This window comes from Corynebacterium sp. (assembly GCF_030532325.1).
In the GTDB taxonomy this organism is placed as follows: domain Bacteria; phylum Actinomycetota; class Actinomycetes; order Mycobacteriales; family Mycobacteriaceae; genus Corynebacterium.
In genome coordinates this window covers 111743-126123 of record NZ_JAUNLS010000004.1, presented here as the reverse complement: position 1 = coordinate 126123, position 14381 = coordinate 111743, and the positions used below count along the sequence as shown (strand labels likewise).

The window sequence follows — 14381 nt, the reverse complement described above, 5'->3', positions numbered from 1 at the left end:
CTTGTGTTTCCTTGATCCCCCACCGGCTCCTGCATCCCCGGGGTGTCCTGCACTTATGGCATCATTTGAGCCATGACGTTCAATGAAGGCGCACACTTTGATAGCAACCGCGCCCGCTCCGGCGGCAGCGGCGGCCGCGGCGGCATCCTCGCAGCTGGCGGCGGCATCGGCACCGTGGTCCTCGTGGGGCTCTTCCTGCTGCTCGGCGGAAGCCTCTCCGAGTTGGGGCAGCTGCTCGGCTCCCAGGACCAGTCCCAACTGCCCGCGGGCTCGGAGGGTACGGGCGAGGAATTCGCCCACTGCCAAACGGCGGCTGACGGCAACAAGTACGACGACTGCCGCGTCATGTTCGCCGCCGAGTCCGTGGACCAGGTCTGGGCACAGGAGCTACCCAAGCAGGCCGGCATCGAGTACACCGAGCCGGGCCTGATCATCTTCCACAACACCACCACCTCTGGCTGCGGCCAGGCCTCCGCTGCCACCGGCCCCTTCTATTGCCCGGCCGACGAGTCCGCGTACTTCGACACCGCCTTCTTTGACCAGATGCGCTCCTTCGGCGCGGAGAACGCCCCGCTGGCGCAGATGTACATCGTGGCCCACGAGTTTGGCCACCACATCCAGCAGCTGGAGGGTACCCTGGGACTGTCCAACTACAACCAGCCCGGCGCGGATTCCAACGCGGTGAAGATCGAGCTGCAGGCCGATTGCTACGCGGGCATCTGGGCGCACTTTGCCGACGAGGAGGCCAACGGCGAGGCGGCCAAGCTGGAGACCATCACCGATGAGCAGGCGCGCACAGCCATCGACACCGCGCGTGCCGTGGGCGATGACAACATCCAGCGACGCTCTGGCGGCGAGGTTCGCCCGGATCAGTGGACTCACGGCTCCTCCGCTGACCGCGCGGAGGCCTTCGCCACCGGTTTCAACACTGGCTCGATGGCCCAGTGCGATTACCTGGGCCGGGGCGTGTACTCCTAAACCACGAGTAGTTATCAGCCCCCAGCGGCAGCGCAGCGTGCAGATTCCGCTGCAGAGTTTCGCCTAAGTTTTCCTTGACTGCTACGCAGTGTTCACGGGCATGTCACTTCGCCTTCTTAAGGTTTCGGGGTCCTCCCTCTAGGGAGAACGCATTTGTTTAGAAAATTTGCGAATCCTGGCTTCGGAATAGGCGCCACGCGCTGAGCTTTCTCTTTCTCGGCTCAGCGGGCGGTGCACGGCGCCGAATCTGCGAAAGGACTGACCCTGTGAGTACTACTACAGAATCATTGCCGGATCTTGAGGCGATCAACGGCAAGAACAATGACTGGATTTGGCACGCGGTCTTTAGCGCGCTGACCGCGGTCACCCTCGTGGCCTTCATTATCTGGGGCAACGGCTACGTCGACCCCAGCGCCAACAAGTACCTGTTGGTCACCGCCATCATCTTCGCCATTTTCATGGCCTTCAACATCGGCGGCAATGACGTGGCCAACTCCTTCGGCACGTCCGTCGGCGCGGGCACGCTGTCCATGAAGCAGGCGCTCATGGTCGCCGCCATCTTCGAGGTCTCCGGTGCTGTGCTGGCCGGCGGCGAGGTCACCGATACGGTGCGTTCCGGCATCGTGGATCTCAACGCCATTGACGGCCTCGATCCGATGGAGTTTGTCTACATCATGATGGCCTCCCTGCTGGGTGCGGCCATCTGGCTGCTGGTGGCCACCCGCATGGGTTGGCCGGTGTCTACAACCCACTCCATCGTCGGCGGTATCGTCGGCGCCGCCCTGACCGTCGGCTTCATCACCGGCAAGGGCGGCTGGGACATGGTGCAGTGGAGCGAGATTGGCACCATCGCCATCTCCTGGGTTCTCTCCCCTGTCCTCGGCGGCGGCGTGGCCTTCCTGCTCTTTAGGTGGATTAAGAAGTCCATTCTGGTCTACAACGAGGCCGCCGATGAGCGCCTGCGTGAGATCAAGACCCGCCGCGCTAACCTGCGCACCGAGCACAAGAACCGCTTCGAGCGCATGTCCGAGCTCAAGCAGATCTCCTACACCAACGCCATGGCTCGCGACGCCGCCCTGGTCACCGAGGAGGACTACGACCCCAACGCGCTGGAGTCCGAGTACTACCGCGATCTGCACGAGATCAACAAGGATCTGGATGATGTCCACGCTCACCGCGCTCTGGAGAGCTGGGTTCCGCTGCTCGCCGCATTCGGCGCCATCATTATTTCCGCGATGATGCTCTTTAAGGGCCTGAAGAACACCGGCCTGAGCTTCTCCACCCTGCAGAACCTCCTCGTCATGGGCATGGTGGGTGCTGCGGTGTGGATGGCCGTGTTCATCTTCGCCCGCTCCCTCAAGAAGCACTCCCTGCAGCGCTCCACCTTCCTTCTCTTCTCCTGGATGCAGGTCTTTACCGCCTCCGCCTTCGCGTTCTCCCACGGCTCCAACGACATTGCTAACGCCATTGGCCCGTTTGTGGCCGTCATCGACGTGCTGAAGAATGGCGCCATCTCTGAGGAGGCCAGCGTTCCGATGGCCGTCATGGTGGCTATGGGCATCGCCCTGATTTCCGGCCTGTGGTTCATCGGCCGCTTCGTGATCCAGACCGTCGGCTCTGGCCTGACGGAGATGCACCCCTCCTCCGGCTTCGCCGCCGAGCTTTCTGCCGCCGGCGTGGTCATGGCCGCGTCCCTGCTGGGCCTGCCCGTCTCCTCCACCCACATCCTCATTGGTGCGGTGCTCGGCGTGGGCATTGTCAACCGCGCAGCCAACTGGAACCTCATGAAGCCCATCGCTCTGGCGTGGGTCATCACCCTCCCGGCGGCGGCCATCATCGCCTCCATCACGGTGTCCGTCCTGCGCGTCGTCTTCTAGGACGCCTCGCCGCTCAGCGCCCTCAACGGCACCCACCCGCGCGCCGCGCGGTCTGGCCCGGAGCACGTGCTCCCCAGCCCAGACCCCGGCGCGCTTTTGCGTGCTGCCACCTGGGTGGAATACTCCCTTAGCCTGTATTGTTGACATGTCATGGAAACGCCGGAATGCTGGCGGACGAAGCAGAACACCAGAAAAGAAAGACAGGGACACCACATGCAATTTGGAATCTTCACCATCGGTGACGTCACCGTCGATCCCACCACGGGCAAGGCCCCCACCGAGGCCGAGCGCATCGAGTCCATGACCCAGATCGCGCTCAAGGCGGAGGAAGTGGGCCTGGATGTCTTCGCCACCGGCGAGCACCACAACCCACCCTTCGTGCCCTCCTCGCCCACCACGCACCTTGCCTACATCGCGGCGAAGACCAAGGACCTCATCCTGTCCACGTCCACCACGCTGATCACCACCAATGACCCGCTAAAGATCGCCGAGGACTACGCCTTCCTGCAGCACCTAGCCGGGGGCCGCGTGGACCTCATGATGGGCCGCGGCAACACGGGCCCCGTCTACCCCTGGTTTGGCAAAGACATCCGCCAGGGCATTCCGCTAGCGGTGGAGAACTACCACCTGCTGCGCCGCCTGTGGCGCGAGCCCGTGGTCAATTGGCAGGGCAAGTTCCGCACCCCGCTGCAGGGTTACACCTCCACTCCGGCCCCGCTCGACGGCATCCCGCCCTTTGTCTGGCACGGCTCCATCCGCTCGGTGCAGATCGCGGAGCAGGCCGCCTACTACGGCGACGGCTTCTTCCACAACAACATCTTCTGGAACAAGGAGCACACCGCGAAGATGGTGGACATCTACCGCCGCCGCTACGAGTCCTACGGCCACGGGCGCGCCGATCAGGCCATCGTGGGCCTGGGCGGGCATGTCTTCATCGGCGAGACCGAGCAGGCCGCCAAGGACTTCTTCCGCCCCTACTTCGACAATGCCCCCGTCTACGGCCACGGCCCCTCCTTGGAGGAGTTCACCGCCCAGACCCCGCTGACGGTGGGCACCGTGGAGCAGGTCATCGAGCGCACCATGCAGTTCCCCGACTGGGTGGGTGATTACCAGCGTCAGCTCTTCCTCGTCGATCACGCGGGCCTGCCCCTAGAGGTGGTGCTCAATCAGATCGAGATCCTGGGCACGCAGGTGGTCCCGGAATTGCGGCGCCGAATGGAAGCCCGCCGCCCCGATCACGTACCCTCTAACCCGCCAAGCCACGACACGTTGGCCTCGTATGCGCCGCACGCATTGGTCAACCCTGGAGAGGAGAAGTAATCCATGCGCTCACTGGTCGTCGTCACCGCCGGGCTATCCACACCCTCATCGACGCGTGCGCTTGCCGACGCCCTTTCCTCCGCCACCGTCGCCAAAGTCGGCGCCCGCGGAGAGGGAGTGGAGCTCACAGTCATCGAGCTGCGCGAGCTGGCCACCGAGCTGGCCGAGGCCATGACCAACTGGGGTGCGGCCACCCCGCAGATCGATGAGGCCAAGCGCGCGTTGTCCACTGCGGACGGGCTCATCGCCGTCACCCCGGTGTTCCAGGGCAGCTACTCCGGCCTGTTCAAGATGTTCTTTGACGTGCTGGAGCCGCGCGCCCTCGACGGGCTGCCCACGCTCATCGGCGCCACGGGCGGCTCGGCCCGCCACGCCCTCATGCTGGACTACGCGGTGCGCCCGCTGTTTAACTACCTGCACACCCGCGTGGTCCCCACCGGGGTGTTCCAGGCCACCGAGGACTTCGGCACCGCCGAGGGTGCGGAGATCGAGCGCCGCATCGCCCGCGCCGGGGAGGAGCTGGCAGACCTCATGGTGCTGCCCACCGACCGCGTCTCCGGGCTGGCCGGCCCACTAGCCGGCGAGAAGCGCGCCCGCCCCACCGGGCTCGACCTCGAGGAGGACTTCCAGCCCTTCAGCTCCCTACTCGAGGGCCACGAGGGCAGCTAAGGGAAGGCAGCCGGCGCCAGGCCGCACGCAGCCGCGCCCACAGCGCCCATGGCGCCCATCGCGGCCTGGGTCACAGCGCGCGGCGTTGAGAGAAACAACAGTGTATCTTTATGCGAGTAAAGACACACTACCCTTGGTAGCCCGCTGCTGGTACTCACTGGTAGCCCACTGGTAGCTCTCTGTCTGTTTCTCTTTTCCACACCCGTCTACCACGTACCCAGGAGGTAAGTTCTGCAATGGCCATCAGCGTGACCGACATCTTCTCCATCGGCATCGGCCCCTCCTCGTCCCACACCGTGGGCCCGATGCGTGCCGCCAAGACCTTCATCGAGAGCCTCGCCGAGCGCCCGGCCAAGGTACACACCGAGCTGCGTGGCTCCCTGTCTGCCACCGGTCGCGGCCACGGCACCGACCGCGCCGTCATCCTCGGCCTGGTCGGCTGGGATCCGCTCAGCGTGCCGATTGACGCCGAGCCGCGTGCCGACGGCTTCATCCCCACCTCCGGCCACGCCGAGGGCCCAGACGGCGCGGTGGACTACTCCATCAGCTTCAACAACAAGCCCGTGCCGGAGCACCCCAACTGCCTCATCTTCACCGCGTGGGACGCCGAGGGCAACGTGCTTGCCGAGGGTGAGGAGTACTTCTCCGTCGGCGGCGGCTTCATCCTCTCCCGAGCCGAGCTCGAGGCCAAGTTCCGCGCTGAGTCCGAGGTGCCCGCGGGCATGGCCACCGCCAACGTCGACGGTGGAGTGCCCTATCCCTTCTCCACCGGCGCGGAGCTTCTGGCCCAGTGCCGCGAGAATGAGCTCGCCGTCTGGCAGGTCGTCGAGGCCAACCAGAACGCCCTGCACAAGGAAGACGGGGGCATCGACTTCGTCAACGCCCACCTCGACCTCGTGTGGGACATCATGCGCGAATGCGTCACAGCCGGCATCGCCACCGACGGCACCCTGCCCGGCGGCCTGCACGTCTCACGCCGCGCGCCCGGCATGTACAAGCAGCTCATGGAAAAGCAGGACGATGAGAGCTGCGGCTTCTCCGCCATGGAGTGGGTCAACCTCTACGCCTTGGCCGTCAACGAGCAGAACGCCGCCGGAGGGCGCGTGATTACCGCCCCGACCAACGGCGCCTGCGGCATCATCCCCGCCGTGCTTCACTACGCGCGCGATTTCCGCCCCGATTTCACCCGCTCCGATGCCCGCCGCTTCATGCTCACCGCGGGTGCCGTGGGCATGATCATCAAGACCAACGCCTCCATCTCGGGCGCCGAGGTGGGCTGCCAGGGCGAGGTGGGCTCCGCCTCCGCCATGGCGGCGGCCGGCATGGCCGAGCTGCTGGGTGGGACCCCTGAGCAGGTGGAGAACGCCGCCGAGATTGCCCTCGAACACAACCTCGGCCTCACCTGCGACCCGGTGGGCGGGCTCGTGCAAATCCCTTGCATCGAGCGCAACGCCATCGGCGCGGTGAAGTCCATCAACGCCGCGCGCCTGGCCTGCATGGGCGAGGGCCAGCACCACGTCTCGCTGGACGACGCCGTCCAGACCATGGCCGAGACCGGCCGCGACATGCTCTCCAAGTACAAGGAGACCTCCATCGGCGGCCTGGCCAAGACCCTGGGCTTCAGCGTGACCCAGGTGGAGTGCTAGCACTCCCGCAGACTGGCGGGCGCTGAGCCCGCCCTCAGCGCCTAGAGGCGGCCCAGCACCTCTTGGCAGATAGCGTCGAGCGCGACGTCGTGCTGCTCGTGCTCGCGCAGATCCTTCAGCGCGATGGTGCCGGCCTCCAGCTCCTTGTCCCCGAGCACGAGGGCGTAGCGGGCACCGGCGCGGTCTGCGCCCTTCATCGCACCCTTGAGGCCGCGGTCTCCGTAGGCCATATCCGCGCAGACACCCGCCTGGCGCAGCTGGTTGATCACAGCTGCCATGCGGCGCTTGGCCTCCGCGCCCAGCGGCACGCCGTAGACCAGCACGCGCTGATCCACGCCCTCGAGCTCCACTCCCTCGGCCTCTAGGGCCAGGATGGCGCGATCCACGCCCAGGCCGTAGCCGATGCCGGAGAGATCCTGGCCGCCGAGCTGGGCCATGAGGCCGTCGTAGCGCCCGCCGCCGCCGATGCCGGACTGAGCGCCCAGCAGCGGGTGGACAAACTCAAAACAGGTCTTGGTGTAGTAGTCCAGTCCGCGGACCATGCGCGGGTTGATCTCGTAGGCGATGCCCATGTCATCAAGCAGGCCGGTGACCGTCTCGAAGTGCTCGCGGCACTCGGAGTTGAGGTGGTCGAGCATGAGGGGGGCGTCGACTAGCTGCTCCTGGACCTCCGGACGCTTATCGTCAAGCACGCGCAGCGGGTTGATCTCCGCGCGGCGGCGGGTTTCCTCATCCAGGTCGAGCGTGAAGAGGAAATCCTGCAGCTTCTGGCGGTAGGCCGGGCGGCACTCCTGATCGCCCAGGCTGGTGAGCTCCAGGCGGAACTTGCTCAGGCCGATCGAGCGGAAGGAGCGATCCGCCAGGGCGATGATCTCGGCGTCGAGCGCCGGATCGTCCACGCCGATGGCCTCCACGCCCACCTGCTGCAGCTGGCGGTAACGGCCGGCCTGCGGGCGTTCGTAACGGAAGAAGGGGCCGAAGTAGTTGAGCTTGACCGGCAGCTGGCCGCGGTCGAGGTTGTGCTCGATGACCGAGCGCATAACACCTGCGGTGCCCTCCGGGCGCAGGGTCACGCTGCGGTCGCCGCGGTCAGCAAAGGTGTACATCTCCTTGGAGACCACATCCGTGGACTCGCCCACGCCACGGGCGAAGAGCGCGGTGTCCTCGAAAATCGGCAGCTCGATGTGCTGGAAGCCAGCCATGTGCGCCTGATGCACGAAGGCCTGGCGGACCTTGTAAAAGGTTGCTGACTGCGGCGGTACGTAGTCCGGCACGCCCTTGGGCGCGGACAGGGCTTGAAACTGCTTCTTATCACTCACGCCCATTAGAGTACCTCCCTCAACATGGCGAGGAACGGATTAGTCGCCCTCTCCCGGCGCATCGTGCTCGTCGGGCCATGGCCGGGAAGGATGGCCAGCGAATCGTCCAGGTCCCACACCGGGCCGCGCAGCGAGCGCTGCATGGCCTGATTATCGGAGTGCTCCAGATCCGTGCGGCCGATGGAGCCTTGGAAGAGGACGTCTCCGGTTAGTGCGAAGCCCTCGCCCACCAGAATGGTGCTGCCCGGCGAGTGGCCGGGCGCGTGGTGCAGGGCGAGGCTGAGCCCGGCGACGTCGAGGGTCTCGCCGTCCGCCAGCTCACGCAGATCGGCAATGGGCAGCATGTGTTCGGCGTCGAAGAGTACCTGGGACTGCGGGGAGACCCCGGCGCCGTCGACAAGCATGAAGGCGTCCGCCGGGTGAATATAGACGGGAAGGGAGAGCTGGCGGGCCAGGTCGCCGGCCTCCCTGGTGTGGTCCAGGTGGCCGTGAGTCAATACGATGGCCTCGAAGGTCAAGCCGTGCTCCTTGCCCAGCTCGAGGACGCGCGCGGCGGCGTGCATGCCGGGATCCACGATGATGGCGCGCTTCTCATTGGCCACGATGTACGTGTTGGTCTTGTACGGGCCTGCGGCAAAGCCCAGAATCTCTACGGAACTCATACCCCACAGGGTAGAGCACAGCACAATTCAGCACGGCGCAATACAACACCGTAAAAGGCAGCACCATAGAAAGCAGCACTGGAGAAAACAGCATTGGAGAAAACAGCGCCGCCGCGCCTGCCTCAGTGGGCACGCGCGGCGGTGAGTGTTCCAGATAGAAAAGCCGCGTTATTTAAGCGCAGCTAGGGCGGCCTCGTAGTCCGGCTCGGTGCCGACCTCCGGAACCAGCTCGGTGTAGACCACCTTGTGGTCGGCATCAGTGACGATGACCGCGCGAGCCAGCAGGCCCTTGAGCGGCGAGCCCTGCAGGGTCAGGCCCAGCTTCTCACCGAAATCGGTGCGGAAGTCCGAGGCGCTGACCACGTTGTCGATGCCCTCGGCGGCGCAGAAACGCTCCTGGGCAAAGGGAAGGTCACGGGACACGGAAAGCACCACGGTGTTCTCTAGTCCCGCTGCCTTCTCATTGAAGGAGCGCAGCTGCTGGGCGCACACGCCGGTGTCCACGGAGGGGAAGAGCGAAATGACCAGGCGCTTGCCAGCGAAGTCCGCCTTGGTCACCTCCTCCAGGTCGGTGCCGACCAGGGTGAAATCAGGAAGCTCGCTGCCCACTGCGGGAAGCTCGCCTGCGGTCTCTACGTGATTGCCTTGAAACTTAGTAGTAGCCATGCCGCCCCAGACTACTGGCCGCGCGCAGCGCGCGCCACGACTCCGCCGCCGACTTGCGCCCCGTTGCGCCGCTGACGGTGGGCAAGGGGCTAGAATCGACGCGGAAAAGTTTTCGGCCCGCGTGGCCCCACCCCCATTAGTGGAGGAATTTTAGGTGTCTAACAATCAGCAACGTCTGGATGACTCACTCAGCAAGCTCGACCGCGAGCTGAAGTCCCGCGACCGCAAGGAGAAGGCCCGCCCCCTGGGTGTCGTGGCGGCCTGCCTCGTGGTGATTCTCGCCCTGGTGGGCGGCATTTGGTTCTTCAGCACCCGGGAAAACACTGAGGACGAGAAGATCCAGGCTGAGGAAAGCTCAGCCACACCGACCACCGAGGCCACCAAACCTCCTATGGCTGAGCCGCTGAGCGGCAACCGCGCCACCCCGCTGCCGGCCAGCGTCACCTGTGACTACACCGACGCCGGCCAGGCCGCCAAGGAGGTGGCAAAGCCCAACGGCAAGGACGTCTCCGCCAAGGGCACCGTCAAGGTGAACTTTGCCACCAACCAGGGCGATATCGAGATGGAGCTCGACCGCGCCGTGGCACCGTGCACTGTCAACGCGATCACGGACATGGTCAAGGCCAAGTACTACGACAATTCCATCTGCCACCGCATGACCTCCGGCGGCCTCAACGTTCTGCAGTGCGGCGACCCGACGGGCACCGGCACCGGCGGCCCAGGCTTCCAGTTTGCCAACGAGTACCCCACCGATGAGACCGATGAGGCCAACCAGCAGATGCCGCTGACTTACCCGAAGGGTTCCATCGCCATGGCCAACTCCGGCCCGGACACCAACGGCTCGCAGTTCTTCATTAACTATGAGGAGTCTCAGCTCCCGCCGCTATACACCTACTTTGGCAAGCTGACTGCCACCGGCCAGCAGACCTTGGACAAGATCGCCGCTAAGGGCGTTGAGGGTGGCACTCCGGATGGAGCTCCAGCCGAGGAGGTTCGCATTACCTCCGCCACCGTGGAGAACTAATCGCCTCCGATTAATCCAGCTTTGGTTTAATCCGCCTCTGCGTAAATTCTTAGAAATACTGCCCCGCTGCTCTCTGAGCGCGGGGCAGTTATTTATTGTTTCTTAAGAGTTTATCCTTTGTTCAACTTGGAAATTTCACCTGCAACTATGCATTGAATTCCGCTTATTCTGCGTCACATCGACACCAGTTTTCCCACCTCTAACGCGGGGAACGCGCACAACGCATGCGTGCAGCTCACGACACACAGAAGAAAACAGCACAGGGTCTTGCAAATACCCTGGCCGGGCACTAACATCTCACACGTCTTTGAATTCCCGACTTCTTAAGGATCGAACATGAAGTTCTTCTCCCGCAAGGCTCTGGTCGCCGCCGCGACCGCCGCTGCTGTTTCCTTCGGTGGCGTCTCCGTTGCTTCCGCTGAGACCGAGGCCTCCGAGCAGCCAAACACCGCGGCTACTACTGACGACACCACCAACTCTAACGAGAGCCAGGACGACGCCAACAAGGACGATTCCGAAAACCAGGACGACGCCAACAAGGACGAGTCCGACAAGAAGGACGAAGATTCCTCCTCCTCCGACAAGGGTTCCTCCATGAAGGACGTTGACCCGAAGGACATCCGCGAGTGGATCGGCGTCTTCTCCGCCGTGATCGGCGCCCTGGGCACCGTCTTCGCTCTGGTGAACAAGTACTTCAAGTAAATCACCGCCGCCTCTGAGAGCGACCAGCTCTCACCGGCCCCGGCCGTTCACTGCTGAGTGAGCGGCCTTTTCTACGGGAAAACCACTGTTCGTTGGTCTTCTCTATTCTCCCCTACACGGACTGGCTTCTTTTTAACTTAAGGATTCGACCATGAAGTTCTTCTCCCGCAAGACCCTGGTTGCTGGCGCTACCGCACTGGCCATCTCTTTCTCCGGTGTTGCAGCTGCCAACGCCGAGACCACCCCGGACAACACCAAGCAGGAGTCCTCTGCTTCCGATTTCTTCGCTGGTTCCTCTGACGAGAACGGCAAGATTTCCCCGAAGGAGATCCGCGAGTGGATCAAGATGTTCACCGACATCATCGACGCCATGGATGATGCCCTGAGCATGGCTGACAAGTACCTGATGCCAAAATAAGCATGACGCTCTGGCCGCATAAGGCCTGAAGCACGAGCCCCGGGCGCGACGTCGCGCCCGGGGCTTAGCCGTGCGCGCAGCCAGCGACTGCTGTGGCGACAGCGGCGGAATGGTCCACCCTCCCCTACTTTTGGCCGCGCTCGCTCTCGATGTGCTCGTCCATGCCGCGAATGCGCTCAGTACCCAGCACATCTTTGAACATGCCGGGATCCACGAACTGTCCGATGCGAATGACGGAGATCTGCCCCGTGGGCTCCAAGATCATCATCTGCACATCAGCGCGGCGCGCCAGGCCAGCCTTGCGGGTGGCCGAGTTGACGTCGCTGACGGTGATGTGCGCGAAGTGCATGTTCTCCTCAATCATCTCGCCGTCATAGACCAGCAACACCGGCCGGCGGTCAATGAAGCGAGACCAGCCCACGAAGCGGCGAATGGTACCAAAGGCCGCCTCCAGCAGCATGAGCGTCATGAGTCCGATAACGCCCGCGGCGAGGGTTGGCGGGTTGCCCACGATGACGCGGCCCGAGACCGCGCCGAACATAATGATGATGACGGCGTCCGAGGCCGTAATCGAGGTCAGCACCCGGGTGCCAAAGAGCTTGACCAACACCATGAACGCCACATAGATCCCCACCGTGGCAAGGACCACAATGGGGATGCGATGCGGCTCAATCGCCAGCTGGTACAAGGCTTCGCGCCCGATGAGACTGAGAGTATCCACGGGCATTCACCTTACACCCCGGCGAGGGGAAAACACCCCGGTTAACGGGGATGCGCGGGGCATCCTTATCCGTTAACCGGGGTACGGTGGCTGCGCTGGCCAGACACCAGTCGGGCGCCAGTTAGGCGCGAGCTGACCAGAGCTGACTAGATGTTGAACTGCTTGCGCAGATCCTCAATGGCCTTCTTGACCGGGGCCGGCAGCATGTCCATGTTCATGCCCACCACGGTAACCACGGCGGCCAGCGCGGCGATGACCGCGGCGGCGATGCCCAGGCCCTTGCCCACGGAGCTGCCTTCATCAGAGCTGCCCTCGGAGGAGTTGTCATTGGAAGAACCGTCAGAGGAGTCATCGCCGCCGCCGGAGTTCTCCACGCAGTTCTCGATGTCCAGAGGCAGCTGGGCCTTGGTGCCGGCATCGGTGGTGACCTTCAGCGGGGCGTCGCAGGAGATGTCCTCCGGGATAGCCAGCGTGACGGAGGCACGGCCACGCTCGCCGAAGCCCTCGTCACCCTTCTGGGCGGTCATGTCGATCTCAGACTCAGCGGAGGTCTTGCCCAGCTCCACGGTGGCGGTCCTAGCCATCGGCTCGCCCTCGGTGGAGTAGTTCAGGGAGGACAGGTCAACGCTGATCTCAGAGCCAGCCTTGAGCTCGCCCTTAACGTGGGCACCAATCTGCGCCTGTCCCTTGCGCAGCTCGGACTTGCCGGACTTGATGTAGTCAATCATGGACTGGGTGTCCATGTAGCCCACGTCGTTGCGCTCCTTGACGGCACCGGCGTTAAAGAAGCCGTCACCGCCGGCCTCGGTCTCGCTCGGAGCCAGGAAGGAGGACATCGCCACGGTGTAGTTCTTGTTCGGGTCCAGTGCCTCGCCGTTGATGGTCACGTGCTTCACGCGCTCGCCCTGCTCAGCCTTCTGGTCATAGATGACCTGGACGTTGTTGGACAGGCCCAGCGCCAGGCGCGGGCGGGACTCTCCCGGCTTCCACTGATTCTCCAGGGCGTTGATGATCTCCTGGCCGGAGACCTGCGCGGTGATGATGGAGTTGCCAAAGGGCTGGACGGCGAAGATCTCCTGGAAGGACACCTCGCCCTTCTTCAGGTCGGCGCGCACGCCGCCCGCGTTCATCACGCCGAGGTCAACCTCCTTGCCGGTCTGCTGGGACAGGGCCCAGCGCTGACCGTCAGCGATGAAGTTGTTGAGGGTGGACTCCACGCCGCGGTTGGAGCCGGACTCCTCACCCTCGTTGGAGCCGCGGAACATGGCCTCCTCGGTGGTGCCGGCGATCTTGGAGCCCTCCTTGTCAGCCACGGCCTTGGCCTGGGCGACGATCTCCGCCACGGCGGCGTCATCCTCCAGCCCGGCGGCGTCCTTGCCGGTGTACTGGGCGATCTGAATCTTCTCGATCTTCTTGGTGGACTTGTTGAAGGTAATGTCGGCGTCGTTCAGCACCTTGCCGTACTCGTGGCCCTGTGCCCAGTACAGCGGCAGCTGGCCCTCGCGGGCCACCTCGCCCTGGGTCTTGTGGTGGGTATCGCCACCGAAAAGGATGTCCACGGAGTCATTGAACTTCGCGGCGAAGGCCTCAGCGTCCTCGTGGAAGAGGGCCACGACTACGTCGGCATCGCCGGAATCCTTGAGGCGCTTAGCCTCGGCGTTGGTGGCCTCCACCGGATCGGAGAACTTCACCCCCGGGGTGAGGGCGGCAGACACCTTGTTCCTGGTGTTCTCGGTGACCGTGCCCACGAAGCCCACCTTGACGCCGTTGATCTCCTTGACCACGGAGGCGTCGAGAAGCGGCTTGCCGTCCTTGGTGACGTTGGCGCCGAGGATGGGGAACTCGGACTCCTTCTCGATGCGGTTCTGCAGGTCTTCGGTGCCCTTGTCCAGCTCGTGGTTGCCCAGCGCGGAGGCGGCCAGGCCCATGGAATTGAGCGCCTGGGTGGTGTACTTGTCCTCGGAGATGGCGGAGACGTAGGCCGAGCCGCCTACGTTATCGCCGGAGGAGGTCAGCGCGTACTCCTGACCCTTGTTGACCTCCTTGACCAGGGAGGCGAGGCGGGCGGCGCCGATCTCGGTGATGGTGCCCTCCTTATCGGTGGCCTGCTCCAGGTGGCCGTGGAAGTCGGTGAAGTTACTCACCGAGATGGAGACGGACTGCTCCTGGGCAAAGGCGGGAACGCCGTTGAGGGCGGCCGCGGTGACGGTGGTAGCGGCCAGGATCTGGCCAAAGCGAGGGAAGTGCACAGAGAACTCCTGAGGGTATGAGAGTAGGAAAACGTGTACGTGCCTTTATAACGCGCACATCACAATCCCTCAGAAGTGTAGTGGGGCGCCGCCTGCGGTTTTACCCGCGCTATTCCAGGAATTCACTTTC

General features: G+C 64.1%; 13 protein-coding genes and 1 pseudogene. 8 read left to right on the top strand and 6 right to left on the bottom strand.

The window, feature by feature from the left end; genetic code table 11:
- Window positions 1-72: 72 nt before the first annotated feature.
- From Q4E25_RS03875 to Q4E25_RS03855, 5 genes are all read left to right on the top strand, one after another.
- Window positions 73-978 carry a neutral zinc metallopeptidase gene (locus Q4E25_RS03875; RefSeq protein WP_303154254.1) on the top strand — a complete coding sequence of 302 codons (906 nt, stop codon included), beginning with the start codon at window positions 73-75 and terminating at the stop codon, window positions 976-978.
- Window positions 979-1283: 305 nt separating this feature from the next.
- A complete protein-coding gene (locus tag Q4E25_RS03870) occupies window positions 1284-2855 on the top strand; it encodes an inorganic phosphate transporter (RefSeq protein WP_303154367.1) in 1572 nt (523 codons plus the stop codon).
- Between the two features lie 213 nt (window positions 2856-3068).
- The gene (locus Q4E25_RS03865) at window positions 3069-4175 is read left to right on the top strand and encodes an LLM class flavin-dependent oxidoreductase (protein WP_303154253.1); all 1107 of its coding nucleotides are present in this window, start codon (window positions 3069-3071) and stop codon (window positions 4173-4175) included.
- Window positions 4176-4178: 3 nt separating this feature from the next.
- Window positions 4179-4844 carry an FMN reductase gene (locus Q4E25_RS03860; protein WP_303154250.1) on the top strand — a complete coding sequence of 222 codons (666 nt, stop codon included), beginning with the start codon at window positions 4179-4181 and terminating at the stop codon, window positions 4842-4844.
- 236 nt (window positions 4845-5080) lie between these two features.
- Window positions 5081-6490 carry an L-serine ammonia-lyase gene (locus Q4E25_RS03855; protein ID WP_303154247.1) on the top strand — a complete coding sequence of 470 codons (1410 nt, stop codon included), beginning with the start codon at window positions 5081-5083 and terminating at the stop codon, window positions 6488-6490.
- A gap of 41 nt (window positions 6491-6531) precedes the next feature.
- Here the strand turns inward: Q4E25_RS03855 and hisS are convergent, their stop codons facing one another.
- The 4 genes and pseudogenes from hisS to tpx form a co-directional block, all read right to left on the bottom strand.
- Window positions 6532-7815, bottom strand: a complete 1284-nt coding sequence (gene hisS, locus Q4E25_RS03850) for a histidine--tRNA ligase (protein ID WP_303154245.1) — start codon at window positions 7813-7815, stop codon at window positions 6532-6534.
- A complete protein-coding gene (locus tag Q4E25_RS03845; protein ID WP_303154243.1) occupies window positions 7815-8471 on the bottom strand; it encodes an MBL fold metallo-hydrolase in 657 nt (218 codons plus the stop codon). Before Q4E25_RS03845 ends, hisS begins: the two co-directional genes overlap by 1 nt.
- Window positions 8468-8569, bottom strand: a pseudogene (locus Q4E25_RS11425) (hypothetical protein); the annotation flags it as partial. The pseudogene Q4E25_RS11425 and the gene Q4E25_RS03845, both read right to left, overlap by 4 nt.
- A gap of 70 nt (window positions 8570-8639) precedes the next feature.
- Entirely contained in the window at window positions 8640-9137 is a 498-nt protein-coding gene (tpx, locus tag Q4E25_RS03840; RefSeq protein WP_303154240.1) for a thiol peroxidase, read from the bottom strand.
- A 154-nt stretch (window positions 9138-9291) separates the two neighbouring features.
- Between tpx and Q4E25_RS03835 the strand changes: the two genes are divergently transcribed.
- The 3 genes from Q4E25_RS03835 (at window position 9292) to Q4E25_RS03825 (ending at window position 11281) form a co-directional block, all read left to right on the top strand.
- Window positions 9292-10161, top strand: a complete 870-nt coding sequence (locus Q4E25_RS03835; RefSeq protein ID WP_303154238.1) for a peptidylprolyl isomerase — start codon at window positions 9292-9294, stop codon at window positions 10159-10161.
- 336 nt (window positions 10162-10497) lie between these two features.
- Window positions 10498-10863 (top strand): hypothetical protein, encoded by a 366-nt coding sequence (locus tag Q4E25_RS03830; RefSeq protein ID WP_303154236.1) that lies wholly within the window; start codon window positions 10498-10500, stop codon window positions 10861-10863.
- 151 nt (window positions 10864-11014) lie between these two features.
- Window positions 11015-11281 carry a hypothetical protein gene (locus tag Q4E25_RS03825; protein WP_303154233.1) on the top strand — a complete coding sequence of 89 codons (267 nt, stop codon included), beginning with the start codon at window positions 11015-11017 and terminating at the stop codon, window positions 11279-11281.
- 124 nt (window positions 11282-11405) lie between these two features.
- Here the strand turns inward: Q4E25_RS03825 and Q4E25_RS03820 are convergent, their stop codons facing one another.
- Window positions 11406-12002: a DUF421 domain-containing protein gene (locus Q4E25_RS03820; protein ID WP_303154231.1), complete on the bottom strand. Its 597-nt coding sequence runs from the start codon at window positions 12000-12002 to the stop codon at window positions 11406-11408.
- Between the two features lie 146 nt (window positions 12003-12148).
- Complete coding sequence (locus tag Q4E25_RS03815; protein WP_303154228.1) at window positions 12149-14251, bottom strand: bifunctional UDP-sugar hydrolase/5'-nucleotidase; 2103 nt, start codon at window positions 14249-14251, stop codon at window positions 12149-12151.
- Window positions 14252-14381 lie beyond the last annotated feature (130 nt).